Below are 25,327 nucleotides of genomic sequence, written 5' to 3'. Positions count from 1 at the left end.
GGCTGTGTGTGGCTGGTCGCGCCCACGCGGCGGAGCCGCATATCAGACACAGCCCCGCGCCCCTGAAAGCGCGCAGTTTCCCCGCGCCCCTGAAAGCGCGCGCGCCCCGGCTGGAGTGGATCGGCCGGTAGGCGGGACCCTGGACGGGGCGAAAGTCGTGTGTGGGCGACAGAGCCCGGGGGCGGCGGGACCCGCACTGTTGGACAGAACGGTGCAACCAGTCTCAAGGGCAACGCCGTTCAGCACCCGCCCTGGGAACGACTTCGGCCAGTTTCGCGGACCCTTGGAAGAACTGGCAGGGCGTGTCTTGCAATCCCGGGTTACTCACGCGTCAATGGAACCCGTTCTTCCGACGGACCGTCAGATTCCGCCGCGTCGCGTGCCGCACCCCGCTCGCGGTGGGTGGTTCGCGCGCACGCGTCTCCCCGCATCCTCGCCAGGCCGGCCCCACCTCGCGGTGCTCGATCTCGATGCCGAGCACCGACCGGTCCGGTGACGAGTCCGCGTGCCCGGAAGGCGACCGTCCCAAGCTCCGCCCCCACATGGCAATTCCCGGACCAGGGAAGGGAACACGATTCAGATGAGACGCAATCGATTCGGGATCAGCGCGGCACTGGTGACCGGTGCGGTCGCCGTCGCAGGGCTCACCTTCGCCCCCGGCGCCGCGGCCGTCGAGCCGCAGGCCGCGACGATCACCGCCGACTGCGGCCTGTACGGTGGCGGCGGCGCCACCCTCACGGCCACCCAGAACGGCACCTCCGCCACCATCACCCTCAGCTCCGACGAGATCACCGCTCCTCTCGCCATCGGCGCGGACTCCGTCCAGTCCACCCTCACCCTGGTGAAGGCGGGCGGCGGCACGACCGCGTTCACCGGCACCAAGAACCCGGCGATGGCCGCCGGCGACGGGGTCACGGTCGGGCCGCTCCCCGGCACCGTCGCCGCGGGGGACAGCCTGGAGGCCTACGGCGGCTCTCTCAAGCTGACGGTCTTCGGGATCACCATCACGTGCAACGCCGAAGGGCCGCAGTCGCCGGGGCCGTTCGTGTTCGAGTAAGCCCTCGCGAGTGCTCCCTCACGAGTGCTCCCTCGCGAGTAAGCCCTCGCGTGTGAACCCTCGCGTGTGCAATGTGTGAAGGCCGGTTCCGTCCCGGAAGCCTGCGGGGACGGAACCGGTCGGGGTTCCTCCACCCCCCCCGTTCGCCCCCAAGTGGATTGCTGTGAGCGGGCGTTGACAGAAGCTGATGGCCCATCAGTTCTAGTCCCGCACGTCCATTGACTTCTCACACAACCTGCACATCAATGGCCCCCTGTCGGCGCGGAAGAGCCACTGCGCCCGCATCCCTCAAGGGGGTATCCATGGGATCCATCAGCCGAAGAGGCGTCGTACGAAGAAGCCGCCTGGCCGCGCTCCTCGGGGCGACCGCGCTCGCCGTCACCGCCCAGGGGGCGCTCACCGCGCCCGCCGGTGCCGCGAGTACCCGGTCCGCGGACGTGGACTTCGCCACGCACTGCGTTCCGCCGCCGATCGCGGGCATCCCGCCCATCGACGGCACGACCACCGCGCGGATCGCGGTGGACAACGCCACACCGAAGGTGGGCGACACCGTCACCGTGACCTACACGGTGGTCAAGCCCGCCGCCAGCAACCCCACCGACCTCGCCCTGCCGGCCGACATCATGACGCCCACAGGCAAGGTCACCCTGGGCGGGGCGCAGACAGGGGACATCACGGTCGCGGGGCCGAAGAAGAACGACCCCGTGCCCGGACGGGGCCCCTTCCCCTCGTTCTCCATGACCGGCACCTTCACGGTCACCTCACCCGGCGCGATCACCCTCTCGCCCGGCGACTACAACATCCACACCAGCTACATCCTCGAACTGGACACCCCCTGCACGGTGACCAACCCGCCCGCGCCGGTCTCCGAGACCGTGACCGCCACGGACGTCAGCCAGCCCAACACCCGTGCCATCTCACTGGGTTCGGCCTCCGGGACCCCGGGTGCCCGGGTCACCGTCACCGGCAGCGACTTCACGCCGGGGGCGAGGGTCACCCTCGCCGGGCGCGCGGGCACGGCCCAGACGGCGGACACGGCCACCGTCACCGCGGACGCCCAGGGCGCCTTCAGCGGTGCGCTGACCGTGAACGACAGGGCGACGACGGGCGTCGTGGCGTACGAGGGTGACAGCTGGAGCGACAGCAAGGGCGCCGGTCCGGCCGCGTACGTCGTGATCGACGACACTCCCGTCCCGGGGGACAGTCAGAAGATCACGGCCAGGGTCACCGCGGGAACCCTCTCCATGAGCCAGGCCGGGGACACCGTCGACCTCGGCTCCGTCGAGTCCGGTTCCGGCGGCACGGCCGACGGCGATCTGCGGACGGTCACCGTCAAGGACCACCGCGGCGGTACGGCCGGCTGGTCGCTGACCGGCAAGGTCACGGACTTCACGGGTCCTGGGGCGTCCATCCCCGCCTCGAAGCTGAGCTGGACCCCGGCGTGCGTCACCGAGCAGGGCAGCCCGAGCACCTGCCAGGCCGGTTCCGCCGGTCCGGTGGGCAGCGCGGGCGCGACCCTGGCGTCCGCACCCGACGGCACCCGCACCGGCGGTGAGTTCACCGTGGACGCCAAGCTCGCGCTGGAGGTCCCGGCGGCCACGCCGCCCGGTTCGTACGCGGGCGTCCTGACGCTCACCCTCACCTGACGGCCGTCGTGGGCCGGGCGCGCACCCGCCCGCCCACCACGTCACCCGAGCAACCGAGCAACCGAGCAACCGAGTGCCTGAGCATCCGAGCGTCCGTCCGCAGCGCCGTCCGTAGGGGGTCCGCACCCATGCGCAAGCCGTACGCCCTCCTCCCCCTCCAACTCTCCCTCCTCCTGACCGCCCTGCTGCTCTGGCCGGCCGGCCCCTCGTACGCCGCCGACAACGGCAGCTGGTCCGTGTTCCCCGTCTCCTCCGAGCTCTCCCAGCGGCCGTACTTCTACGTCACCGCCAATCCCGGCACGACGGTCAGGGACAAGGTCGTCGTCGCCAACAAGACGGGCAGACCGCTGACGTTCCGCCTCTACGCGGCCGACGCGTACAACACCGCCCGCGACGGCGGGTTCGCGGTCCGCACGGTGAAGGAGAGGCAGCGCGGAGTGGGTGCCTGGGCGAAGCCCGCGAAGTCCCGGGTGACCGTGCCGGCGCGCGGCCGGGTCACCGTGCCGTTCACCCTGCGCGTGCCCGAGCGGGCCGAACCGGGCGACCATCCGGGCGCGCTGGTGGCCCTGGATGAGCGGATCGACGCGGGCGACGGGTCGCTCGCGGTCGGGGTGCAGCGGGCCGTGGGCGCCCGCGTCTACCTGCGAGTGAACGGGCCCACGGTGCCCGCCCTCGCCGTCGAGAAGGTCCGCGTCCGCCACACGCAGCCCCTCGTGCCCGGCACGGGCGATAGCACGGCGACGATCTCGTACACCCTCCACAACACCGGCAACGTCACCCTCAACCCACGGGTCGAACTGAGGGCCCAGGGCCTCTTCGGCCGTACGCTCCTGTCCCGCGACCTGACCGGAATCCCCTCGGAGCTGCTGCCGGGGCAGCGCGTGCGCCTGGCCGAACCCTGGCGTGGCGCGCCCCAACTCGACTGGGGCGACGTCACGTTGACCGCCTCCGCCGAGGACACCCGAGAGTCGGCCAGCGTGTCGTTCTTCGCGCTGCCGTGGCTGGTGGCGCTGGTGCTGGGGACGGGGCTGGTGGCGGCGGGGTGGTGGTCCGGGCGCGGCGGCGCAGGGCGCTCCGTTGAAAGGGCCGCCTCAAGACCGCGTCTGAAGGGGCGGGGCCGCCTCAGAGCGCGTCGGGGCCGCGTTCGCCCGTCCGCACCCGTACGACGGTCTCGACGGGCATGATCCACACCTTGCCGTCGCCGATCTTGCCGGTCCGGGCGGCCCTGACCACGGCGTCGACGGCCGCCTCGGCGTCCGCGTCCTCGACGACGGCCTCGATGCGAACCTTGGGGACGAGATCGACGCGGTACTCGGCGCCCCGGTACACCTCGGTGTGGCCGCGCTGGCGGCCGTAACCGCTTGCCTCGGTGACGGTGAGACCGTGGACTCCGAGTTCCCGGAGCGCGGTCTTGACCTCGTCGAGTCGGTGCGGCTTGACGACGGCGGTGATGAGCTTCATGCCTGCCTGCTGACCTTCTGCGCGCTGGGGACGGACGATGCGGACGCGGACGCGGACGCGGACGCGGATGGGGATGCGGTGACCGGGACGCCGTGGCCCGGGACGCCGTGATCGTAGGCCGTTTCGGCGTGCACCGTAAGGTCCGGGCCGGTGTGCACCTGACGGCGAAGGCGGCTGTGCGGTGGGGCTTCGGGGATCAGGGACAATGGGCGCCATGAGCGTTCGCACCCAGACCCCCGAGCCGTCGGAGTCCCCGGAGTCCTCGGGCTCCGTCCACCGCGCGGGCTTCGCCTGTTTCGTGGGCCGCCCCAACGCGGGCAAGTCCACCCTCACGAACGCTCTGGTCGGGCAGAAGGTGGCGATCACCTCGAACCGGCCGCAGACGACGCGGCACACGGTACGGGGCATCGTGCACCGGCCGGAGGCGCAGCTGATCCTGGTGGACACCCCCGGGCTGCACAAGCCGCGCACGCTGCTGGGGGAGCGGCTGAACGACGTGGTGCGCACCACGTGGGCCGAGGTGGACGTGATCGGCTTCTGTCTGCCGGCCGACCAGAAGATCGGCCCCGGCGACCGCTTCATCGCGAAGGAGCTGGCCGGGATCAAGAAGACCCCGAAGGTCGCGATCGTCACGAAGACGGACCTGGTCGACCCCAAGGCCCTGGCCGAACAGCTGATCGCGATCGACCAGCTGGGCAAGGAGCTGGGCATCGAGTGGGCCGAGATCGTGCCCGTGTCGGCGGTCGGCGACAAGCAGGTGAACCTGCTGGCGGACCTCCTGATCCCGCTCCTCCCCCCGGGCCCTGCGCTCTACCCCGAGGGCGACCTGACGGACGAGCCCGAGCAGGTGATGGTGGCCGAGCTGATCCGCGAGGCGGCGCTGGAGGGCGTACGGGACGAGCTTCCGCACTCCATCGCGGTGGTCGTGGAGGAGATGCTCCCCCGCGAGGACCGCCCGGCGGACAAGCCTCTGCTGGACATCCACGCGAACCTCTACATCGAGCGCTCCAGCCAGAAGGGCATCATCATCGGCCCCAAGGGCAAGCGCCTGAAGGACGTCGGCATCAAGTCCCGCAAGCACATCGAGGCGCTGCTCGGTACGCCGGTGTTCCTCGACCTCCATGTGAAGGTCGCCAAGGACTGGCAGCGGGACCCGAAGCAGCTGCGGCGGCTGGGCTTCTAGGGCGTGTTTCGAAAGTCCCGTCGTCCGCCCGAAGGGCGGGCCGCGCGGCGTCTGGTGCGTGCGATCGCAAGGCGCCGGAGCGCCCTAATAGCGGAGCTATTCGGGCGTTTCGGCAACGCCGCGATCGTGGTGCCAGGCGTCGCGCGGCAGGCGGGACTTCGATCACGCCCTAGAGCCTCACGGGACCACCGGCAGCGTCGCCTCCGTCAGTGTGGCGAGGCGGGCCGCCAGTACCCGCGCCCAGGCCCGGTAGCCCTCCGCCGACGGGTGGAACCGGTCCCTGGCCAGCCACTCGCCCGGGAGGTCCGGCGGGCCCCCGGACGGCAGGTGGAAGACGGCGACTCCCCTCGCGGCCGCCGTCCTCAACTGCCTGTCCAGGAGCCCGACGTAGAGTCCGAGTGGTACTCGGACCCGGCTGGGGAGTGCCTCCAGGCGGGCCAGCGACGGGAGGCCCGCGAAGACCACCGGGACGTCCTCGCCGAGCCGTAGCCGGACGTCACGGATCAGGCGCTCCGCCTCCCGGCGGAACGCCCGCGGCCGGCGCAGCCGCATCGCGTCGTTCGTGCCCGCCACCACCAGCACCACGTCCGGGCGCCAGCGGGCCGTCGGGTCCGTCAGGCCCGGCAGCAGGCCCTGGCGGACCGTCGACAGCGAGGCCCCCGCCTTCGCCGCCACCCGCCACGACACCGCCCGCCCGGTCATGGCCGACACGGCCGCCGCCAGCTGCCCCGCCATGGCTTCCCGGTGGTCCGCCGCCCCGACCCCCGCGGCCACCGAGTCCCCGATCACCGCGAGCCGCAGGGCCGGCTCCCTGCCTTCCGTGAGCCCCGAGTCGTCCCCCGCGGCCTCGGGCAGCCGTACCAACCGCCCGCGCATCCCTTTCGTGAACATCACGACCCCCTCGCCCGCAATCCATAACGGCGTTATATCCATAACAACGTTATGCTGTGGTCCGTGTCAAGCCGCAGCCAGGAACCGGCCAGTCCGGTTCGCCGCCTCCTCCTCGACGAAGCCGCTCGCGTCCTGGCCGAGGAAGGCCCCGCCGCGCTCAGCGCCCGTCGCCTCGTCAAGGCCGTCGGGGCGTCGACGATGGCCGTGTACACGCACTTCGGATCGATGCCGGCGCTGGTGCGCGAGGTGATGCGGGAAGGCGTCGAACGGTTCCTGGGCAGGGTGGACGCTGTCGCGCCGGGAACCGATCCCGTCCTCGAACTCACCGAACTCTGCCGCGTCTACCAGGAGTTCGCCCGCGCCGAACCCGACGTGTACGCCGTGATGTTCGGCGGCTCCACCCTCGCCGGGTTCGAACTCACCCAGGGGGACCGGCAGATGGGCGTGGCCCTGCTACGGCACCCGCGGGACGCCATCCGCCGCTGCGTCGACTCCGGACGGTTCCGCGCGGACGCCGACGCCGACCTCCTGGTCCGGCAGCTGTTCGTCCAGATGCACGGCCTCGCCCAACTCGCCCACGCCGGTTACATCCTGGGCATCTACGGCCCGGACGACGTACTCGCCGGACTGCTGCGGGACTTCGCGGTGGCGGCCGGTGACGACCCGGAACGGGCGGCGCGTTCCGTGCGGTCGGGACTGGGGTGACGGGACCCGACCGGTCACGGTGCCGGAGCCGCCCTGGTCATCCCTGGGCCGCTCGTGGTCACCCCCCGGTCCGCCGCCGGCTCCGCAGCCCGTCCCGCAGCCACGCGTACGACGCCTTGGGCGTCCGCTCCAGCGTGTCGTAGTCGACGTGGACGAGGCCGAAGCGGCGCGCGAACCCCTCCGCCCACTCGAAGTTGTCGAGCAGGGACCATACGAAGTAGCCGCGGACGTCCACGCCCGCCTCCATCGCACGGTGCAGCGCCCGGATGTGGCCGTCGAGGTAGGTGATCCGCTCCTGGTCGTCGACGCCCTCGTACGAGCAGCCGTTCTCGGTGATGACGACGGGAGGCAGGCGGTCGCCGTACCGCTCGGTGAATCCCGTCAGCAGCTCCGTGAGGCCCTCCGGCACCACCGGCCAGCCGAAGTCCGTCACGGGGTACCCCTCGATCTCCCTGACGGAGAAGGGCAGTTCGGCCGGGATCGTCAGCCCGCCGAACTCGATGTCCTCACCCTGGGGCGCACCCACCCGGGTCGGCGCGTAGTAGTTGATGCCGTACCAGTCCAGTGGCTCCCCGATCACCTTGAGATCGGCCGACACGTCCCCGGGCATCAGGTCAGCGATGCCCTCGGGGTATTCGCCCAGCAGGACGGGGTCGGAGAACATCCGGTTCAGCAGCAGGTCGTAGAACCCCGCCGCCTCCAGGTCCGCCTGCTCCCGCGAGGCCGCCCACGTCGGCCCGTGCGAGTTGGCGATGCCGATGTCGTCGGCTCCGGCCGCGCGCAGGGCCTGCACACCCAGCCCGTGGGCCAGGAGCTGGTGGTGGGCGGCCGGCAGCGCGTCGAACATCAGCTTCCTGCCCGGTGCGTGCGCGCCGAGCGCATGCCCGAACAGGGTGTGTTCGGCGGGCTCGTTGATCGTGATCCACTTCTTCACGCGGTCGCCGAGACGTTCGGCGACGACCGACACGTACTCCGCGAAACGCGCGGCCGTGTCCCGCTCCAGCCAGTCCAGGGTCACCGGCAGGTCCCAGTGGAAGAGGGTCGGGACGGGCCGCACGCCCGCCCCGCACAGCTCGTCCACCAGCCGGTCGTAGAAGTCCAGGCCGCCCTCGGAACGCACCCGTGGCCAGGAGACCGAGAAGCGGTACGCGTCCACGCCCAGGCCGGCCAGGAGCGCGACGTCCTCGCGGTAGCGGTGGTAGTGGTCGGGGGCCGTCGCCGCGGTCGACCCGTCCTTGATCCGTCCGGGTTCGGCGCTGAAGGCGTCCCACACGGAGGGCTCGCGCTCGCCCGCCGCACCCTCGATCTGGTGGGCCGAGGTCGACACGCCCCACAGGAAGTCGGACGGGAACTGGGATATCGGGTTCGTCGCCATGCGCGGATCATCCGTACCGGCGGTAACGGAAGTCAACGCATCCGAGCGAACCGCATCCGAGCGAACCGCATCCGAGTGAACCGGCCGCTACGCCCCCTCCTTCAGCACCCTTGAGATCAGCTTGCGCTGCTCCTCCGTGAGCCGGGGGTCGGAGCAGTACACCGTCCTGTCGTTCACGGTGATCTGGTAGCTGAAGCCGTCCGGCACCCCGATCGGGGGCGTGCCCCGGCCGTCGGCGACCGCCTGCTCGGCCAGGGCATGCCACTCCTGGGCGTCGGCGCGCCCCGAGGTCTCCACCTCGGCGAACCGCTCGATGCCCGCGAAACCGCCCGTGCGCCTCACCTGAATACGCATGGGTCTTGTCTAGTACGGAACTACACCGTCCGCACCCCGACCTGCTCCCAGGCCTTCAGCACGGCCCGCAGCTCCTCGCCCTCGTTGTACCGGGCCCGGGCCGCCGCGACCGTGAGCTTCGCGAAGTCCGTGAACATGGCCTTCTCCTTCAGCTCGCCGCCCGTCAGCACGTCGTACCAGATCTGCCCGGCCCGCTCCCAGGCATGCCCGCCGAGCTCGGTGGCCGCCAGGTAGAACGCGTGGTTCGGGATGCCGGAATTGATGTGGACGCCACCGTTGTCGCGGCCGGTGCGCACGTAGTCGTCCATCGTCGCGGGCTGCGGGTCCTTGCCGAGGACGTCGTCGTCGTACGCCGTGCCGGGTGCCTTCATGGAGCGCAGGGCGACGCCGGTGACACGCGGGGCGAGCAGGCCCGCGCCGATCAGCCAGTCGGCCTCGGCGGCGGTCTGGCCGAGCGTGTACTGCTTGATCAACGCGCCGAAGACGTCCGACATCGACTCGTTGAGCGCGCCCGGCTGACCGAAGTACGTGAGGTTCGCCGTGTACTGGGTGACGCCGTGCGCGAGCTCGTGGCCGATGACGTCGACCGGGATGGTGAAGTCGAGGAAGATCTCGCCGTCGCCGTCCCCGAAGACCATCTGCTCGCCGTTCCAGAAGGCGTTGTTGTACTCGCGGTCGTAGTGCACGGTCGCGTCCAGCGGCAGGCCGTTGCCGTCGATCGAGTCCCGCTCGTACGCCTTGAGGAACAGCTCGAAGGTCGCGCCCAGGCCCGCGTACGCGCGGTTGACCGTGGCGTCCTTGCCGGGCTTGTCGCCCTCGGCGCGCACCTTGCGGCCGGGCAGGGCGGTGCCGTGCCCGGCGTCGTAGACGGTGCGGTGCGGTTTCCCGGCCTCCGCCCCGGCGGGCGCGGCGACGGCCGGTGCGCCGATGACCGTGGTCAGACGACGGTGGGTGCGCTCCAAGGCGTCGCGCTCCAGGGTCCGGCGGGCGGGACCGGCGAGAGCGGGGTCCTCGTGCTGGGCCAGCTTGTCGAGGACGTGCGGCGGTACGACGGTGCAGAAGACGGGCTCGTGGCCCCCGTTGGTTTTCATGCCCGGAACCCTTGCACTGAGTTATCGGACTGTCACTACCTGCAACCGTGATTGGTGAAATGTGGTGACACAGGTGTCGCTTCTCCGTGTGGATGTGACGCCGGAGTGGTATAGGGCACTTTTCGCCCCGTTCCTCCCCTTGGCCCCTTACTGATCCCGCATACTGATACGGCCCCCCGCACAGAGCGAGGCTCGGCTATGCTCCGCAGCATCATGCATTTCGGGCTGCTCCTCCTTAGCTGCCGCGGCGAGGGCCTGTAGTCGAGGCCGACCCCCTCCCCGCGGAGTTCGGCGTTGCGCCGTCGGCCGTCCACTCGGACATCCTGAGGAGCCCGAAGCATCATGGCGAACCGCCAGCAGCCCACCTCCATGCCGGTCCACAAGTACCGTCCGTACGACCAGGTCGACGTCGCCGACCGCACCTGGCCGAACAACCGGATCACCCAGGCGCCGCGGTGGCTCTCCACCGACCTGCGCGACGGCAACCAGGCCCTGATCGACCCCATGTCGCCCGCCCGCAAGCGCGAGATGTTCGACCTGCTGGTGAAGATGGGCTACAAGGAGATCGAGGTCGGCTTCCCCGCCTCCGGCCAGACCGACTTCGACTTCGTACGCTCGATCATCGAGGAGCCGGGCGCCATCCCGGACGACGTCACCATCTCCGTACTGACCCAGGCCCGTGAGGACCTGATCGAGCGGACGGTCGAGTCGCTGAAGGGCGCCAGGCGCGCCACCGTCCACCTCTACAACGCCACCGCTCCCGTCTTCCGCCGGGTCGTCTTCCGTGGCTCCAAGGACGACATCAAGCAGATCGCCGTCGACGGCACCCGCCTGGTGATGGAGTACGCGGAGAAGCTGCTGGGCCCGGAGACGGCGTTCGGCTACCAGTACTCGCCGGAGATCTTCACCGACACCGAACTGGACTTCGCGCTGGAGGTCTGCGAGGCGGTCATGGACGTCTGGCAGCCCGGTCCCGGCCGCGAGATCATCCTCAACCTGCCCGCCACCGTGGAGCGGTCGACGCCGTCCACGCACGCGGACCGCTTCGAGTGGATGGGCCGCAACCTGTCCCGCCGCGAGCACGTCTGCCTGTCGATCCACCCGCACAACGACCGCGGCACCGCTGTCGCCGCCGCCGAGCTGGCGCTGATGGCCGGCGCCGACCGTGTCGAGGGCTGTCTGTTCGGGCAGGGCGAGCGCACCGGCAACGTCGACCTGGTCACCCTGGGCATGAACCTGTTCTCCCAGGGCGTCGACCCGCAGATCGACTTCTCCGACATCGACGAGATCCGTCGTACGTGGGAGTACTGCAACCAGATGGAGGTCCACGCACGCCACCCGTACGTCGGCGACCTCGTCTACACCTCCTTCTCCGGCTCCCACCAGGACGCCATCAAGAAGGGCTTCGACGCGATGGAGGCCGACGCGGTGGTCAAGGGCGTCACGGTCGACGACATCGAGTGGGCCGTGCCGTACCTGCCCATCGACCCCAAGGACGTCGGCCGCTCCTACGAGGCCGTCATCCGCGTCAACTCGCAGTCCGGCAAGGGCGGGATCGCCTACGTCCTGAAGAACGACCACAAGCTGGACCTGCCGCGCCGTATGCAGATCGAGTTCTCGAAGATCATCCAGGCGAAGACGGACGCCGAGGGCGGCGAGGTCACCCCGAAGGACATCTGGGCGACCTTCCAGGACGAGTACCTGCCGAACCCGGCGAACGCCTGGGGCCGCCTCCAGGTACGCAACAACCAGTCGACCACCGACACCGACGGCGTGGACACCCTCACCGTCGAGGCCGAGGTCGACGGCACGGAGACCACCCTGGTCGGCACCGGCAACGGTCCGATCTCGGCGTTCTTCCACGCGCTGCAGGGCATCGGCGTCGACGCCCGCCTGCTGGACTACCAGGAGCACACGATGAGCGAGGGCGCCTCCGCGCAGGCCGCCTCGTACATCGAGGTCGCGATCGACGACAAGGTCCTCTGGGGCATCGGCATCGACGCGAACACGACACGCGCCTCGCTGAAGGCGGTCGTCTCCGCCGTCAACCGCGCGACCCGCTGACGCGAAAGCCCGGCCGTTTCACGGCCGGGCTCACAGCCCCGTGCCCCGTCAGGGGCGCGGGGCTGTGACACGATGCGGCTCCGCCGCGCGGGCGCGATCAACGACGACGGACTCGCGGTTTCGAGACGGCGTGCAGTCTCGAATTCAGGGGCGCGGGGCCGTGCCGATATGCGGCTCCGCCGCGTGGGCCCGACAAGCCACCGGCGAGCCGCAGTTTCAAGACGGAGTCCCCTGGACGCCCCGCACCCAGGTCGCGCCCCACGACGACCCGCACTCCCAGAACCCGCTCACCCAGCGGAGCGACGACGTCGCATACCGGCCATTCGTTCGCCAGATCACGAACGGGTCTCTTCCCGAGGGCTGACTCCACCTCGACAATGTGGCTAACATCACGGGGCGCGGCGATGGTGCCGCGGCGCTGGGAGGTGCGACGTGCAGCCAGACGGACGGGACGGCCGGGGTGCCCACGAGACCCGCGCGCCCCACGTACCGGGCTCCCGTACGGCCGGTACGGCGAGCCGCACGATGACCCGCCTGAACCGCGTCCTGGGCACACGCACCGCGTGGACGCCGGTCGGCGACGGCGAGTTCTTCTGCCCCGGATGCGGGGGCGACCGTAACTACCAGCGCCTCGTGGGCCGCCGCCGCCTCACCCTCGCGGGTGTCCCCCTCGTCCCGCGCGGCGAGACGGGCCCGGTCGTGGAGTGCGCGGCCTGCCGCCACCACTACGGCACCGAGGTCCTGGACCACCCGACCACCACCCGCTTCTCGGCGATGCTGCGGGACGCCGTCCACACCGTCGCGCTCGCCGTCCTGGCCGCCGGGGCCCCCTGCGCCCCCGCCGCCCTGTCGACCGCCGCGGGCGCGGTGCGCTCCGCCGGCTTCGACGACTGCACGATGGAAGCGCTCGGCGCCCTCGTCGAGGCCCTCGCCGCCGACACGGGCCGCGTTTTCGGCGAGCCCTGCGGCCCGGGCCTCGCCATAGAACTCCACGAGGCCCTGGACCCCCTCGCCCCCACCTCGCCCCGCCCGGCCGTGAGACCATCCTGCTCCACGGCGCCCGCATCGCCCTCGCCGACGGCCCGTACACACCCGCCGAACGGGACGTCCTGTCCACCGTCGGGGCGGCCCTCACGATGACCGCGGACGACGTCACCCGCCTGCTGCTGGCGGCGGCCCGTACTCCCTCGTAGAGCCACCCCTACGTGACGCGGCCGGTTCTCCCGGGCGTCAACGCCCAGGCAACTCAGTGGTATTGCTGCCTTTCACCGGAAACCGTAGGTTCGCCTGGACGTCCGACGTCCCATTTCCGCCTCATGTCCAGGAGAGCCGCCTTGTCTGCCACGAGCCGTACGGCCGCGTTGTCCGCCTCCTCCGCCGCGGGACTGCTCACCGCGCTCACCGCGCTCACCGCCCTCACCGCCCTCGCCGTCACCGCCGGAACGAGCCCCGCGGCGGCCCTGCCCCTGCCCCCTCGCGGCTGCACCTCGTCCGTGCCGTACACGGCGGGGGAGGGCGGTTACGACACGTACCGGATCCCGGCGGCGATCACCACGCCGGGAGGTGCCGTGCTCGCCTTCGCGGAGGGAAGACGCAACAGCGCGAGCGACACGGGCAGCATCGACGTCGTCCTCAGACGGTCGATCGACGGCGGCTGCACATGGGGGCCGACGAAGGTGGTGGCGGCGGGCAAGGGGAACACGCGGGGCAACCCGGCGCCGGTCGTGGACCCGCGCACCGGGCGCATCGTCCTCGTGACGTCCTACAACAGCGGCGCGGTGACCGAGGCGCAGATCATGCGGGGCGAGGTGACGCCGGAGCAGAGCCGCCGCGGCTTCGTCCAGACGAGCAAGGACGACGGCCGCAGCTTCACCGCTCCGCGGGACATCACGGCGGACGTGAAGCTCCCGGACTGGCGCTGGTACGCGACGGGTCCGGGCCACGCCGTCGCCCTCACCCGCGGCCCGCACGCCGGCCGCCTGGTGATCCCCGCCAACCACTCCGCGGCGCCGCCCGTCGGCTCCCCCGACACGGGCCAGGAGCCGAAGTACTACGGCGCCCACGCCTTCTACTCCGACGACGGCGGTGCGAACTGGCGGCTGGGCTTCGTGGACGACTCGTACGACGGGTACGACAACGCGAACGAGAGCATCGCCGCCGAACTCCCCGACGGGCGCCTGTACTTCAGCTCCCGTGACCAGAACGGCACGAGTACCGGCAACCGTCTGGACGCGTACTCCGAGGACGGCGCCGCGACCCTGACCCGCCCGTACACGGTCCAGCCCACGCTGAACGACGTCCCGGTCGTCCAGGGCAGCGTCCTCCAGGTGAAGAACGGCCCCCTCCTCTTCTCCGGCCCCTCCGTCTCGACGGCCCGCCAGTCCATGGCGATCTGGCGCAGCGGGAACGCGGGCGCGACGTTCACCAAGGCGAAGACCCTGTCGACGTCACGCGCCGCGTACTCCGACCTCGTACAGCTCGGCGGCAGCCGGGTGGGTGTCCTGTACGAGACGGGGGTGTCGGGGACGTACGAGCGGATCGAGTTCCGGCGCGTGGCGATGGCTGAGCTGGCGGGTTAGCGCCCGCCGGGCCCGGGCCCGGGGGTTCCTCGCCCCCGCCGCCCCTACCCGTCCCACCCCTTCCCTGGGGGCTGCCGCCCCAGACCCCCGCTTTGTCGGCCTGAACGGCCTCGTCCTCAAACGCCGGACGGGCTGGGGGTGCCTGGCCTCGGCTGAAAATCCCCAGGAGGAAGGTCCCGGCCTCGGCCGGAGGGTCCCAGCCTCGGCCGGAGGGTCCCGGCCCTGGCTGGCAAACCCCGGCCCCGGCCGGCAGAAACCCAGTCCCGCTCTGCGTATTCGAGCCCGCCCGCACATTCCAGCCGCCCGCACATTCCAGCCCCTCCGGCGTTTGAGGAGCGGGAGTCCGGGGGCTGGCCCCGAAACGGGGTCCGGGGTGGAGCCCCGAAAGATGGGACCGGGGCCGTGCCCCGGAAGCCCGGGGGTCCAGGGGCGCAGCCCCAGTGGCCGGGGTCGAAGGGGCGGCGCCCCTGGGGATGGGACGGGTAGGGGCGGCGGGGGCGGAACAACCCCTACAGCAGGCCCGCCGACGCCAGGTACTTGCCCACCCGCTCCACCTCGCCCTCCGACAACGCCACCTGAGGCTCGGCGGTGGCGCCGCACGCGATGACGCCCCGGAGCCGGAGCGCCGCCTTGAAGGCGCCGAGGGCCGAGGAGCTCCCGCCCATACGGCCGTCGGCGGCGCCCGCACCCACCATGCCGAACAGGGCGAACAGCCGGTCCTGTTCGGCGCGGGCCCGCTCCCAGTCCCCCGCACGGCAGAGGTCGTACAGGCGGACGTAGCCCGCCGGGTCCACGTTGGCGAGACCGGGCACGGCACCGTCCGCGCCCATGGCCAGCGCCGAGTCGACGAGGAGCTCGGAGCCGGTGAGGACGCTGAAACCGGTGATGTCGTGGCGGGTACGGGCCCCCGTCACCACCGCGCGGAAACCGGCCTGGTCGCCGCTGGAGTCCTTCAGCCCGGCCAGCACGCCTTCGGCCGCGAGGTCGAGGACCAGGTCCGGGCTCAGCTTCGTGTGGACGGAGACCGGCAGGTCGTACGCGACGACCGGGACCGGCGAGCGTTCCGCGATCAGCCGGTAGTGGCGGGCGATCTCCGCGGGGTGGGTGCTGGTGTAGAAGGGCGCGGTGACGACGACGCCGTCCGCACCCGCCCCGATGACGGCCGCCACATGGTCCAGGACCCGGGGCGTGGTCATGTCGATCGCGCCCGCCAGGACCGGCAGCCGGCCGCCGACGTGCGTCACGACGCTCTCCACGACCAGCCTTCGCTGCCGGTCCGTCAGATACGCGGCCTCCGACGACGAGCCCAGCACGAACAGGCCGTGCACACCCCCGGCCACCAGATGGTCGACCAGGCTGATGAGGGAGGGGACGTCCACCTCGCGATCCGGTGTCAGCGGGGTGCAGACGGGAGGTACGACACCGGTCAGCGGGGTGGACATGGTCATGGATGCTCCCTGGGTTCTTTCCGTACGTCGGGTACGGGGACGTCGGCCATGGCGGTGGCCTCGGGCGGTGCGGAGGCGGCCGCCTGAGCGACGAGCTCCCGGGTCGGCCGGCCCTCCTCAACAGGATGGTGGCACCGGAAGCGATGACCGGGCGTCGACGCGGCCGCGACGTCCGGCATCACCTCCGCGCACACATCGTCCGCCTTCCAGCAGCGCGTACGGAACGGACAGCCGCTCGGCGGGCGTGTCGCCGACGGCACCGGCCCGACGAGAGGGATCGGGTCGATGGGGTCCAGCAGACCGGGTGTCGCGGAGAAGAGCGCGCGGGTGTAGGGGTGACGGGCGCGTTCGGTGACCTCGTCGGCCGGGGACTCCTCGACGATCCGGCCGAGGTACATGGTGATCACGCGGTCACTCATGCGCCGTACGGTCTGGATGTCGTGCGACACGAACACCAGGGCGAGGCCCAGACGCTCCTTGAGGTCCAGCAGGAGGTTCAGGATCTGGGCGCGCACCGACACGTCCAGGGCGCTCGTGGGCTCGTCGGCCACCACCAGCTCCGGGTCCAGGGCCAGCGCCCGCGCGATGGCGACGCGCTGCCGCTGTCCGCCCGACAACTGGCCGGGGAGGGCGTCGGCGAGTGCCACGGGAAGGCCGACCAGGGACATCAACTCCCGTACGCGGTCGTCGCGTTCGGCCGGAGTGCCACGCCGGTGGACGTCCAGTGGGTCGCGGAGGATCTGGCGGACGGGCAGCCGCCGGTTCAGGGCGGTGGAGGGGTCCTGGAAGACCATGCCGGTGCCGCGGCCGACCGTGGCCCGGCGCTCGGCGGGCTTCATGGCCCACAGGTCCCGGCCCCGGAAGGAGACCGTGCCGGACGTCGGCCGCTGCACGCCCACCAGCACCTTGGCCAGGGTCGACTTGCCGCAGCCCGACTCCCCGACCACGCCGACCGTCTCGCCGGGCGCGATACGGAATGCGGCGCCCGTGAGGGCGTACACCCGGTCGCGTGTGAACAGGCCGCCGCTGCGGGCCCTGTGGACGACATGGGCGTCGGAGAGCGCGGCCAACTCGTGCCCCGCACTGCTGAGCCGCTCGGCCACCTCGGGCCCCTCACCGCTCACCCGCTCGGTCGGCTCGCTCACTTCACGGCCCTTCCCGTCGGCTCGGGGGCGGTCAGGTCGATCGCCGGGTGGTGGCAGGCGGCCGTGTGACGGGTGCCGCCGACGAGCTCGGGGCGGGTCGTGTGGCACACCTCGGTCGCCATCGGGCACCGGTCGGCGAACCGGCAGCCCCGCGGGAAGTCGGCGGGGGAGGGGACCGTGCCCTTGATCTGGGTCATGCGTTCGGCGGCCGACTCCAGGGACAGCACGCTGCCGAGCAGGCCGCGCGTGTAGTGGTGGGACGGGCTGCCCACCAGGTCGGCCGTCACGCCCGTCTCCACGATCCGGCCGCCGTACATCACGATCACCCGGTCGGTGACGTCCGCGATGAGCGCCAGGTCGTGCGAGACCAGGATCAGCGCGAAGTCAAGCTCCTCGCGCAGCCGCAGCAGCAGCTCGATGATCTGTGCCTGCACGGTGACGTCGAGGGCGGTCGTCGGCTCGTCGGCGACGATCAGCCGGGGCTCGCGGGACAGGGCCATGGCGATCAGGACGCGCTGGCGCTGCCCGCCGGACAGCTCGTGCGGGTAGCTGCGCAGGGTGCGGTCCGGGTCGAGGCCGACGAGCTCCAGCAGTTCGGCGGGGGTGCGCCGGCCGCCCCGCCGTACGACCTGTTTCAGCTGGGCGCGGATCGTCATCGCCGGGTTCAGGGACGACAGCGCGTCCTGGTAGATCATCGCCATGTCGTGGCCGAGCAGCCGGCGCCTGACGCGCATCGGCTCGGCCAGCAGGTTCCGCCGGCCGAAGCGGACCTGTCCGCGTACACGGGCGCCCTTCGGCTCCAGGCCCATCACGGCCAGCGCGGTCAGCGACTTGCCGCAGCCCGACTCGCCGACCAGGCCGACGACCTCACCCGGGTGCACGTCGAAGCTGATGCCGTCCACGATGTCCACGCCGCCGTGCCGCTGCTCGAAGCCGATGGCGAGGCTCTCGACCGAGAGCACCGGTTGTCCTCCGGGCAGGGGCCGGGCCCGGTCGCGCAGTCGCCGGGCCGCCTCCGTGAGCCCCGGCAGCTGGAGCACCTTCCCGCTGCCCGGCTCGGGCGCCTCCAGCCGGTCCCGCTCGCCCGTGCGTGCCTCGACGTCCCGGGGCGCGGGCGCCGCCCACGCGTCCGACACGCCCTCGGAGAGGATGTTCAGCGACAGCACCGTGACCAGCATCAGCAGCCCCGGGAACACGGTCGCCCACCAGCCCCCGGTCAGCACCATGTTCTTGCCGTCCGCGATGACACTGCCCCACGACGGGTCCGGCGGCCGCACCCCGGCGCCGATGAACGACAGCGACGCCTCGAAGACGATGGCCTCCGCGACCTGCACCGTGCAGAACACCAGCACAGGGGCGGCACAGTTGATGGCCACGTGCTTCACCACGATGTGGGGCGTACGGGCCCCGATGACGCGCTCGGCGGTCACGTAGTCCTCGCCGTACTGGTCCAGGACGTTCGCCCGTACGACCCTCGCGACCGGCGGGGTGAACAGGAACGCGATCGCGCAGATCAGCACGGTGATGCCGCCGCCGAACACGGCGACCAGCACGGCCGCCAGCGCGATGCCCGGGAACGCCATGACGACGTCCAGGCAGCGCATCAGCGTCTCGTCCACCGCCTTGCGCGAGGTGGCGGCGACGGCACCGATGACCGCCCCGACGATCAGCGCAAGGCCGGTGGCGCCGAGCCCGATCGCGAGCGACCACCGGGCCCCGTACATCAGCCGGCTCAGAATGTCCCGGCCGAGACTGTCCTGCCCCATCCAGTGATCCGCGGACGGCGCCCCCGTACCGTCCACGAGCCCCTGCTGGTCGAGCGGATCGTGCGGGGCGAGCAGCGGCGCCAGCAGCGCCACCAGCACCACGACCGACAGGAAGCAGACCGCGATCCGGGACAGCAGCGGAAGCCGCTGCCAGCCGCGCACCCGGATACCGGGGCGGGACAGGGCGTCCGTGAGCCGTTTGCGCGTCGGCACCATGAAGCCGCCCATCAGCTCGCCTCCCTCAGCCGCGGGTTGACCAGCAGATAGAGGATGTCGATGACGAGGTTCACGACCACGAAGCCCGTGGCGGTGGTCAGCACCACACCCTGGACGACCGCCGGGTCGCCGTTCTTCACGGCGTCGATCATCAGCTTCCCCATCCCGGGCAGCGAGAAGATCGTCTCGATGACGACGGCGCCGCCCAGCAGATAACCGACGCGCAGCCCGAGGACGGTGAGTGGATTGATCAGCGCGTTGCGGAGCACGTTCCGGCCGACCACGACCCTCGGCGGCAGACCGCTCCCGATCGCCGTCCGCACATAGTCCTTGTCCAGCTCCTCCACCACGGACGTACGCACGATGCGGGTGAGCTGCGCGGCCACCGGCAGCGACAGCGCGAACGCGGGCAGCGTCATCGTCTTCAGCCACCCCGTGAACGAGTCCGCCGGATTGACGTACCCGCTCGTCGGGAACCAGCCCAGGTCCACCGCCAGGTACTGGATCATCAGCAGTGCCAGCCAGAACCCGGGTGCCGCCACCCCGGTCAGCGACACCACCCGGATGATCTGGTCCGGCAGCCGGTCCCGGTAGATCGCGGCGGTGACCCCGCCCAGCAGGGCGAGGACCACCGCGATGCCGAGGCCCATGAAGGTGAGCTGGACGGTGAGCGGCAGCGCGGTGGTGACCTGGTCGACCACCGGCGCCCTGGTCAGCGCGCTGATCCCCATGTCACCGTGCAGCAGGTCCCCGACGAACCCCACGTACCGCACGGGCAGCGGGTCCAGCAGCCCGTTCTCCTCCCGGAACTGGTGCAGTTGCTCGGGCGTCGGATTGGCCCCCTGGAAGAACGCGGACGCCGGGTCGACGTCCGAGAACCGCATGACCAGGAACACGAACAGCACGATCCCGAGCACGAGGGGGACGAGCAGCGCGATCCGCCGGATCAGGATCCTGAGGATGGCGATCACGTACGAACTCCAGCCCTCACGGTGACTCCAGCCCTCACGGTGACTCCAGCCCTCACGGTGACTCCAGCCCTCACGGTGACTCCCGCCCTCACGGTGACTCCCGCCCTCACGGTGACTCCCGCCCTCACCGTGACTACACCCACTTGGCCTGAAGCAGATTGATCCCCGGATAGGGCTGCGCCCTTATCCCCGCCAGCCGCTTCGGATCCCACGCCGTCATCAACTCGGTGTGCACCACCGGATACAGCACGGCCTGCTCGGCGACGACGTCGACGTAGTCCTGGATCATGGCCTTCTTCTTCTCGGCGTCCGGCTCCCGCGTCGCCTGGTCCATGTCCTTGAAGAGCTGCCTGGCCACGGAGTTGTCGGCCCACCGGGTGTACTGCATCCAGAGGTTCGTCGCCGTGTAGTTGTACCGCATGATCAGATCGGCATCGAGCCCGAACTGGTTGGGGTTCGAGGCGGCGGCGACGACCTGGTAGTCCTGCTTCTGGTCCATCTTCGTGAAGACGGCCGTGGTCTCCTGCGGCGACAGCGTGGTCTCGACGCCGATCGCGTCCCAGGACGACTTGATGGTCGGCAGGCAGTCGACGATCCAGCTGACGTTCACGGCGAGGATGTCGATCTTCAGCCCGCTGACCCCGGCCTCCTTCAGCAGCTGCTTGGCCTTGTCCGGGTCGTAGTCGTACACGGTCTTCGCGCGCCGGTACGTGGGATTGGCCTCGTTCAGGAACGACGAGGACGGCGTCCCGTGCCCCTTCAGCGCGACCTCCACCATCTTCTCGGTGTCGATGGCGTAGCGCAGCGCCTGCCGGACCCGTACGTCGTCGAAGGGCTTGTGCCGGGTGTTGAACATCAGGAAGAGGTTGTTCATCCCCGAGCCGCCCTTCACGGACAGCCCGCCCTTCTCCAGCTGCGTGATGTTGGCGTACGGGATGTTGTCGGCGATCTGCGCGCCGGCGCTCGCGCCCGAGATCTTCGCGACGCGGGGGGCCGCGTCCACTATGGTCAGCCAGTTCATCTTCTTGAAGGCGGGCTTGCGCGGGCCGTTGTAGTCCGCGAACGCTTCGAACGTGGTGTTGGACTTCGGGTGGTGCGCGGTCTGCCGGTACGGTCCCGAGCCGATCGCCTTGCCCTTGATGGCGTCCTCCCAGGCGCCGGGCCCCGAGAAGACGTGCTTCGGCATGATCTTCGCGAGGGTCAGCCGCGAAACCCCTTCAGGGAAGGGGAACTTCAGCACCAGCTCGACGTTCTGCGCGTCGATCTTCTTGACTTCCTTGAGCCAGCTGACGAAGAACCCCTTGGCCAGGGTCTGCGTGTCCGGATCCAGAATCCGGTCGAACACGAACACCACGTCGTCGGCGGTGACCGGCTTCCCGTCGTGGAACTTCGCACCCGCCCGCAGTGTGAACTTCCAGGAGGTGCCGGTGAGATCGCTCGGCACCTCGGTGGCGAGCGCCGCGTACGGCTCGCGCGAGATGGGGTCGGTGTCGAGGAGGCCCTCGTAGATGTGGTTGTTGGCGGCCATGCAGAAGGCAGACGCGGTCTGGGTCGGGTCCCAGCTGCCGTCGTTGCCGTAGCCGATGACGGCGGTCAGCGTCCCGTTCCCGCCGCCCCCGCCCCCGGTGTCATTGGTGGACTCGGGCCCGGACGAGCAGGCGGTCAACGACGAGGAGATGGCTGCGGCGGCACCCAGCGCGCCGGAGTACTTCAGGAACGACCGGCGGTGCAGCGCCGGTACGTCAGGGGTCACGTCGCGCACGGTTCCTCCTACAGGGGTCCGGGAGGGGAGGAGTACGAGGAGTACTGAGTATGTGGTGAGGAGATACGACGTCCTACGTCATAGGGGGCAGCGTGACCATAAGAGGGGCCGTGGGGGCGGTCAAGAGTCCGCACACGAATGGCGTATCTTCCACAGGTACGACCAATGGCAGGCTGAAAACCGTTCCGGAGGTGGGACGTCGGATGTCCAGTGAGCGTACGATGCGGCGCATGTCTCAGGAGACCGGGAACCGACGTCGGCCCGGACAGCGGGTGAGCAGCCAGATCCAGCGCGACGTGATGCAGCTGATCCTCGACCGAAAGCTCCAGCCGGGGGCGCCACTGCCCACCGAGACGGAGCTGATGGAGGACCTCGGCGTCAGCCGCAACTCCGTCCGGGAGGCACTCAAGGCACTCCAGGCCCTCGACATAGTCGACATCCGGCACGGCTACGGCACCTATGTCGGCCAGGCCTCGCTGACCCCCCTCGTCGACGGCCTCACCTTCCGCACGCTCGCCCGGCCCGACGGCGATCCGGGCGCCCTCGCCGAGATCCTCCAGGTGCGCGAGGTGCTGGAGGAGGGCCTGATCCGCCGGGCCGCGGCCACGCTGTCCGACGCCGATCTGGACCGCCTGGAAGCGGTCGTCGACCGTATGGAGGCGGCCGGGAAGGCCGGGGAGCCCTTCCCCGAACTCGACCGCGAGTTCCACGAGCTGCTGTACGCGCCCCTCGGCAACGCGCTCGTGCCGCAGCTGCTCGGCGCCTTCTGGACGGTCTTCCGCCGGGTCTCGGGCGCCCGCGGCTGGACGGACGACCCGTCCCCCGAGCTCACGGTGCGCCGCCACCGCGACATCGTCACCGCCCTGCGGGCCCACGACGTCGAGGCCGCCCAGCGCGCGATGGCCGACCACTTCCGCGGCATCGAGGCGAGGGCGGCACAGGAGTCGCGCGGGGTCGGCTGAACACCGTCCTCCGTCCACGGGCCGTGCCTAAGCTGGCCCGATGACCGAGCCCTGGAAGCCGACCGACCCCGGCGTGCTGTGCCTTCCCTCCGGGCGCCTGGTGCGCGGCCGAGGACTTCGCCACCCCCTCCCGGAGGGCCCGACGCCCACGTACGCCGTGTACCTCCTCGGCAGGCAGCCACCCGAAGTCCCGTGGGACGCCGACTGGTTGCGCTGGCCCGACTTCCGTCTGCCCAGCGACCGCGCGCGGGCCGAGGAGATGCTCCGGGACGTCTGGTCCCGCGCCGCCACCGAGCGCGTGGAGCTCGCCTGCGGTGGCGGGCGCGGCCGCACGGGCACCGCCCTGGCCTGCCTGGCGGTCCTGGACGGCGTACGCCCGGAGGAGGCGGTGGCGTACGTGCGCGAGCACTACGACCGGCACGCGGTGGAGACGCCGTGGCAGCGGCGGTACGTACGGCGCTTCGCGGGGCCGCGCGCCCAGGACCTGTCCGGGGGATCGTCAGCGTAGGGCGGTGGCGTTGGCGGGTGAGCCGACTCCACCCGTCAGGTTGAGGGGCTTGACGGTGAGGAGACTGTCCCAGCGCCCGGTGGTGCGGCAGTCCAGGGCGAGGGCGTGCAGGTTCCACAACTCGCCCAGCGGGAGGCCCAGTCTGGCGATCAGTTCCTGGTGCATCATGCCGTCGTCCTCGGGGGCGGTGTGGCGGAAGTCGCTGGTGTCCAGCACGGGCAGGACTTCCACCGCGAAGGTGTCGGTGGCCAGCAGGGCGATGCGGTGGTCCCAGCACCAGGCGGCGAAGGCGCGGCTCTGGGCGAAGCCGGTGGCGCGTCGTTGTGCGCGGACCTCGGCGCGTACGTCCTGGGTGGTGGTGAGGTACCAGGCTGCCCAGCCGGTGTGGACGAGCACCAGGTCACCGGGTTCGACGTGACAGTTCTGCGCCGCCAGGGCTTCGTCGAGGAGTTCCGTGGTGAGGGCGGGGCCGTCCGCGTGATCGAGGGGAGTGCCCCGGTCGCGGAGCAGGCCGTCGATGTCGATGAGGACGCCCCGTCCGACGAGCGGCGTCTCGGCCCAGAGCTGTATGCCCAGCCGAGGGCTGCCGGGGGTGATCTCGTCGTCGGGGACGCCGTTGTAGAAGCCGTGCCCGGAGGCGCGGCGGTGGCGCAGCCCGTCGACCTGGGTGCTTGCCTGGAGGTGGAAGTTGTCCAGGACGTCGTCGCGGGCCTGCTCGTGCTTCGCGGTGATGCGGTGGTGGGGCACGCCCCGGGCCTTGGACATGGGCGGGTCGAAGGCGTCCAGTGGGTAGTCCAGATTGAAGGCGTGTCCCTCGGTGACGCAGGCGGCGGCGCGGCGGATCTGCGGAGGGCCCGCGAAGTTCGCCATGCCCCGTTCGGGCCGGTCGGCGAACAGGTGCCAGCTGGATCCGGGCGGGGCGTCGGTGCGCCGGGTGAGTTGCCGGTAGGTGGGCAGAGCCATGAGCGGGCTTTCTGTCAGGGGCAGCGGGCGGCGACGGCGCCGGCTGCGCGGCGTACTTCGTTGATGATGCGGGGCCGGTCGTCCTCGGCGAGTTCGCTGTGCGGGCCGCTGACGCTGAGTGCCCCGAGGGTCTCCTCGCCGTGGCGGATGGGCGCGCTGACGGCGATGACGTCGAGGACGCGTTCGCTCAGGGAGAGGGCGTATCCGTCGTCGCGGACGCGGCCGAGGTCACGCGCGAGGGCGTCGGCGGTGATCTGCTCGCCGGAGATGCGGGTGAACGGAGTGAACTGGTCGATGAACTCCTGGAGTTCCGGTGCGGGAAGCCATGCGGCCAGCGCCTTGCCCGCGCCCAGGGTGAGCGGGAGCTTCTCTCCGATGGGCAGCTGGTAGCGCAGGGGGTTGCGGCCCTGCACGCGGGCGATGAGCACACGGGAGAAGGCGACGCGTACGAAGAGGCTGGCGGTCAGGCCGGTGGTGGCGGCCAGCTCCTGGAGGATGGGCAGGGCGACCTGGCTGAGGCGGTTGTTGACCAGGAAAGCGTGGGCGGTGGCGACGGCGGCCGGTCCTGCGACGTAGCCGCTGTCCTCCTTGGCCGCGTAACCGCGTTCGACGAGCACGTTGAGAATGCGCTGGGCGGTCGCCACGTGCAGGTCCGCGCGGCGGGCGACCTCGCTCAGCCGCAGTGGCTGCCTGGTGTCCTCCAGTACCCCCAGCACGTCGAGGGCCCGGTCGAGGGAGCGCATGGAAGAGGCGGGGGCGGTGGCCATGTGGGGGCTCCTGGATGGTCTGCTCTGCACGCGGAGTCTTGATAAGAGTTATCAGCATGCGAGCAGGGGGTGGATCGCACAAGATCCATCCAGGCCGGTCACGGCCGCAGTGGCCGCCTTGGCGGTGACCTCAGTGGCCGCGGGGAGCGGGGGCGGCGTAGGAACGGGACTCGTCCGGGGTGTTCTCGTCCCGCGCCGGCTCGGGGCGACCGTAGGAGAGCACGAACGAGAGGATGCCGGAGATGCTCGCGGCGATGCACGTGGCCGGTCCGGCGTCGGCTTCCACGTCCGCGACCCACTGGGCGTCGCCGAGGACGATGCCCAGTGCCTGGCCCGCGACGACGGCGACTCCGCCCGCGAGGAAGACGAGGATGCTCAGGCGGAAGAGCTGTTGCATGAGACGGTGCGCCATG

Annotated in this window: 22 protein-coding genes and 1 pseudogene; 10 read left to right on the top strand and 13 right to left on the bottom strand. The window is 71.0% G+C overall.

Annotated elements, in window-relative coordinates:
- Positions 1–580: 580 nt before the first annotated feature.
- From E0500_RS00970 to E0500_RS00960, 3 genes are all read left to right on the top strand, one after another.
- Positions 581–1,057 (top strand): hypothetical protein, encoded by a 477-nt coding sequence (locus E0500_RS00970; protein ID WP_131569560.1) that lies wholly within the window; start codon positions 581–583, stop codon positions 1,055–1,057.
- Between the two features lie 302 nt (positions 1,058–1,359).
- On the top strand, positions 1,360–2,703 hold the full coding sequence (locus E0500_RS00965; protein ID WP_181586823.1) for a beta-xylosidase: 1,344 nt from the start codon (positions 1,360–1,362) through the stop codon (positions 2,701–2,703).
- A gap of 128 nt (positions 2,704–2,831) precedes the next feature.
- A complete protein-coding gene (locus E0500_RS00960) occupies positions 2,832–3,887 on the top strand; it encodes a WxL protein peptidoglycan domain-containing protein (RefSeq protein WP_181586822.1) in 1,056 nt (351 codons plus the stop codon).
- Here E0500_RS00960 and E0500_RS00955 read toward each other — a convergent pair.
- Positions 3,826–4,164, bottom strand: coding sequence for a P-II family nitrogen regulator (locus E0500_RS00955; RefSeq protein ID WP_131569564.1), 339 nt, complete (start codon positions 4,162–4,164; stop codon positions 3,826–3,828). The two genes, E0500_RS00960 and E0500_RS00955, sit on opposite strands and share 62 nt — an antisense overlap.
- 205 nt (positions 4,165–4,369) lie before the next feature.
- Here E0500_RS00955 and era point away from each other — a divergent pair, with 205 nt between their 5' ends.
- Positions 4,370–5,347 (top strand): GTPase Era, encoded by a 978-nt coding sequence (gene era / locus E0500_RS00950; protein WP_131569569.1) that lies wholly within the window; start codon positions 4,370–4,372, stop codon positions 5,345–5,347.
- Between the two features lie 177 nt (positions 5,348–5,524).
- Here era and E0500_RS00945 read toward each other — a convergent pair whose 3' ends face one another.
- Positions 5,525–6,238 carry an SGNH/GDSL hydrolase family protein gene (locus E0500_RS00945; protein ID WP_165935175.1) on the bottom strand — a complete coding sequence of 238 codons (714 nt, stop codon included), beginning with the start codon at positions 6,236–6,238 and terminating at the stop codon, positions 5,525–5,527.
- A 63-nt stretch (positions 6,239–6,301) separates the two neighbouring features.
- Here E0500_RS00945 and E0500_RS00940 point away from each other — a divergent pair, with 63 nt between their 5' ends.
- Positions 6,302–6,943, top strand: a complete 642-nt coding sequence (locus tag E0500_RS00940; RefSeq protein ID WP_165935176.1) for a TetR/AcrR family transcriptional regulator — start codon at positions 6,302–6,304, stop codon at positions 6,941–6,943.
- 58 nt (positions 6,944–7,001) lie between these two features.
- Here E0500_RS00940 and E0500_RS00935 read toward each other — a convergent pair whose 3' ends face one another.
- From E0500_RS00935 to E0500_RS00925, 3 genes are all read right to left on the bottom strand, one after another.
- Positions 7,002–8,318 carry a GH1 family beta-glucosidase gene (locus tag E0500_RS00935; protein WP_131569575.1) on the bottom strand — a complete coding sequence of 439 codons (1,317 nt, stop codon included), beginning with the start codon at positions 8,316–8,318 and terminating at the stop codon, positions 7,002–7,004.
- 87 nt (positions 8,319–8,405) lie between these two features.
- On the bottom strand, positions 8,406–8,672 hold the full coding sequence (locus E0500_RS00930; RefSeq protein ID WP_131569577.1) for a protealysin inhibitor emfourin: 267 nt from the start codon (positions 8,670–8,672) through the stop codon (positions 8,406–8,408).
- Between the two features lie 20 nt (positions 8,673–8,692).
- Complete coding sequence (locus E0500_RS00925) at positions 8,693–9,763, bottom strand: M4 family metallopeptidase (RefSeq protein ID WP_131569579.1); 1,071 nt, start codon at positions 9,761–9,763, stop codon at positions 8,693–8,695.
- Positions 9,764–10,105: 342 nt separating this feature from the next.
- Here E0500_RS00925 and leuA point away from each other — a divergent pair, with 342 nt between their 5' ends.
- From leuA to E0500_RS00910, 3 genes and pseudogenes are all read left to right on the top strand, one after another.
- Positions 10,106–11,827, top strand: coding sequence for a 2-isopropylmalate synthase (leuA, locus tag E0500_RS00920; protein ID WP_131569580.1), 1,722 nt, complete (start codon positions 10,106–10,108; stop codon positions 11,825–11,827).
- 525 nt (positions 11,828–12,352) lie between these two features.
- Positions 12,353–13,020: pseudogene (locus tag E0500_RS00915) on the top strand (TerB family tellurite resistance protein).
- Between the two features lie 141 nt (positions 13,021–13,161).
- On the top strand, positions 13,162–14,406 hold the full coding sequence (locus E0500_RS00910) for an exo-alpha-sialidase (RefSeq protein ID WP_258572581.1): 1,245 nt from the start codon (positions 13,162–13,164) through the stop codon (positions 14,404–14,406).
- A 509-nt stretch (positions 14,407–14,915) separates the two neighbouring features.
- Here E0500_RS00910 and E0500_RS00905 read toward each other — a convergent pair.
- The 5 genes from E0500_RS00905 to E0500_RS00885 all read right to left on the bottom strand — a co-directional run bounded on the left by E0500_RS00905 (position 14,916) and on the right by E0500_RS00885 (position 21,714).
- Positions 14,916–15,854 (bottom strand): dihydrodipicolinate synthase family protein, encoded by a 939-nt coding sequence (locus E0500_RS00905; protein ID WP_131565641.1) that lies wholly within the window; start codon positions 15,852–15,854, stop codon positions 14,916–14,918.
- The gene (locus E0500_RS00900; protein WP_131565684.1) at positions 15,851–16,924 is read right to left on the bottom strand and encodes an ABC transporter ATP-binding protein; all 1,074 of its coding nucleotides are present in this window, start codon (positions 16,922–16,924) and stop codon (positions 15,851–15,853) included. Before E0500_RS00900 ends, E0500_RS00905 begins: the two co-directional genes overlap by 4 nt.
- Positions 16,925–16,995: 71 nt before the next feature.
- Complete coding sequence (locus tag E0500_RS00895; protein WP_131565686.1) at positions 16,996–18,981, bottom strand: dipeptide/oligopeptide/nickel ABC transporter permease/ATP-binding protein; 1,986 nt, start codon at positions 18,979–18,981, stop codon at positions 16,996–16,998.
- An 11-nt stretch (positions 18,982–18,992) separates the two neighbouring features.
- Complete coding sequence (locus tag E0500_RS00890; protein WP_131565643.1) at positions 18,993–19,952, bottom strand: ABC transporter permease; 960 nt, start codon at positions 19,950–19,952, stop codon at positions 18,993–18,995.
- A 133-nt stretch (positions 19,953–20,085) separates the two neighbouring features.
- On the bottom strand, positions 20,086–21,714 hold the full coding sequence (locus E0500_RS00885) for an ABC transporter substrate-binding protein (RefSeq protein ID WP_131565645.1): 1,629 nt from the start codon (positions 21,712–21,714) through the stop codon (positions 20,086–20,088).
- Positions 21,715–21,935: 221 nt separating this feature from the next.
- On the opposite strand from E0500_RS00885, the gene E0500_RS00880 reads away from it, so the two are divergent.
- Positions 21,936–22,676, top strand: a complete 741-nt coding sequence (locus E0500_RS00880) for a FadR/GntR family transcriptional regulator (RefSeq protein ID WP_258573058.1) — start codon at positions 21,936–21,938, stop codon at positions 22,674–22,676.
- 40 nt (positions 22,677–22,716) lie between these two features.
- The gene (locus E0500_RS00875; protein WP_131565647.1) at positions 22,717–23,184 is read left to right on the top strand and encodes a protein-tyrosine phosphatase family protein; all 468 of its coding nucleotides are present in this window, start codon (positions 22,717–22,719) and stop codon (positions 23,182–23,184) included.
- Here the strand turns inward: E0500_RS00875 and E0500_RS00870 are convergent.
- The 3 genes from E0500_RS00870 to E0500_RS00860 form a co-directional block, all read right to left on the bottom strand.
- Positions 23,176–24,147 carry a cyclase family protein gene (locus E0500_RS00870; RefSeq protein WP_181586820.1) on the bottom strand — a complete coding sequence of 324 codons (972 nt, stop codon included), beginning with the start codon at positions 24,145–24,147 and terminating at the stop codon, positions 23,176–23,178. The two genes, E0500_RS00875 and E0500_RS00870, sit on opposite strands and share 9 nt — an antisense overlap.
- Positions 24,148–24,161: 14 nt before the next feature.
- Complete coding sequence (locus E0500_RS00865; RefSeq protein ID WP_131565649.1) at positions 24,162–24,914, bottom strand: IclR family transcriptional regulator; 753 nt, start codon at positions 24,912–24,914, stop codon at positions 24,162–24,164.
- Between the two features lie 130 nt (positions 24,915–25,044).
- Complete coding sequence (locus E0500_RS00860) at positions 25,045–25,326, bottom strand: hypothetical protein (RefSeq protein ID WP_131565651.1); 282 nt, start codon at positions 25,324–25,326, stop codon at positions 25,045–25,047.
- Between the last annotated feature and the right edge of the window lies 1 nt (position 25,327).

Origin of the sequence: Streptomyces sp. KM273126 (assembly GCF_004337435.2) — a bacterium.
Classification (GTDB): Bacteria; Actinomycetota; Actinomycetes; order Streptomycetales; family Streptomycetaceae; genus Streptomyces; species Streptomyces acidicola.
Note: the sequence above shows the minus strand (reverse complement) of the source record. Positions and strands in the feature narration are given on the sequence as shown.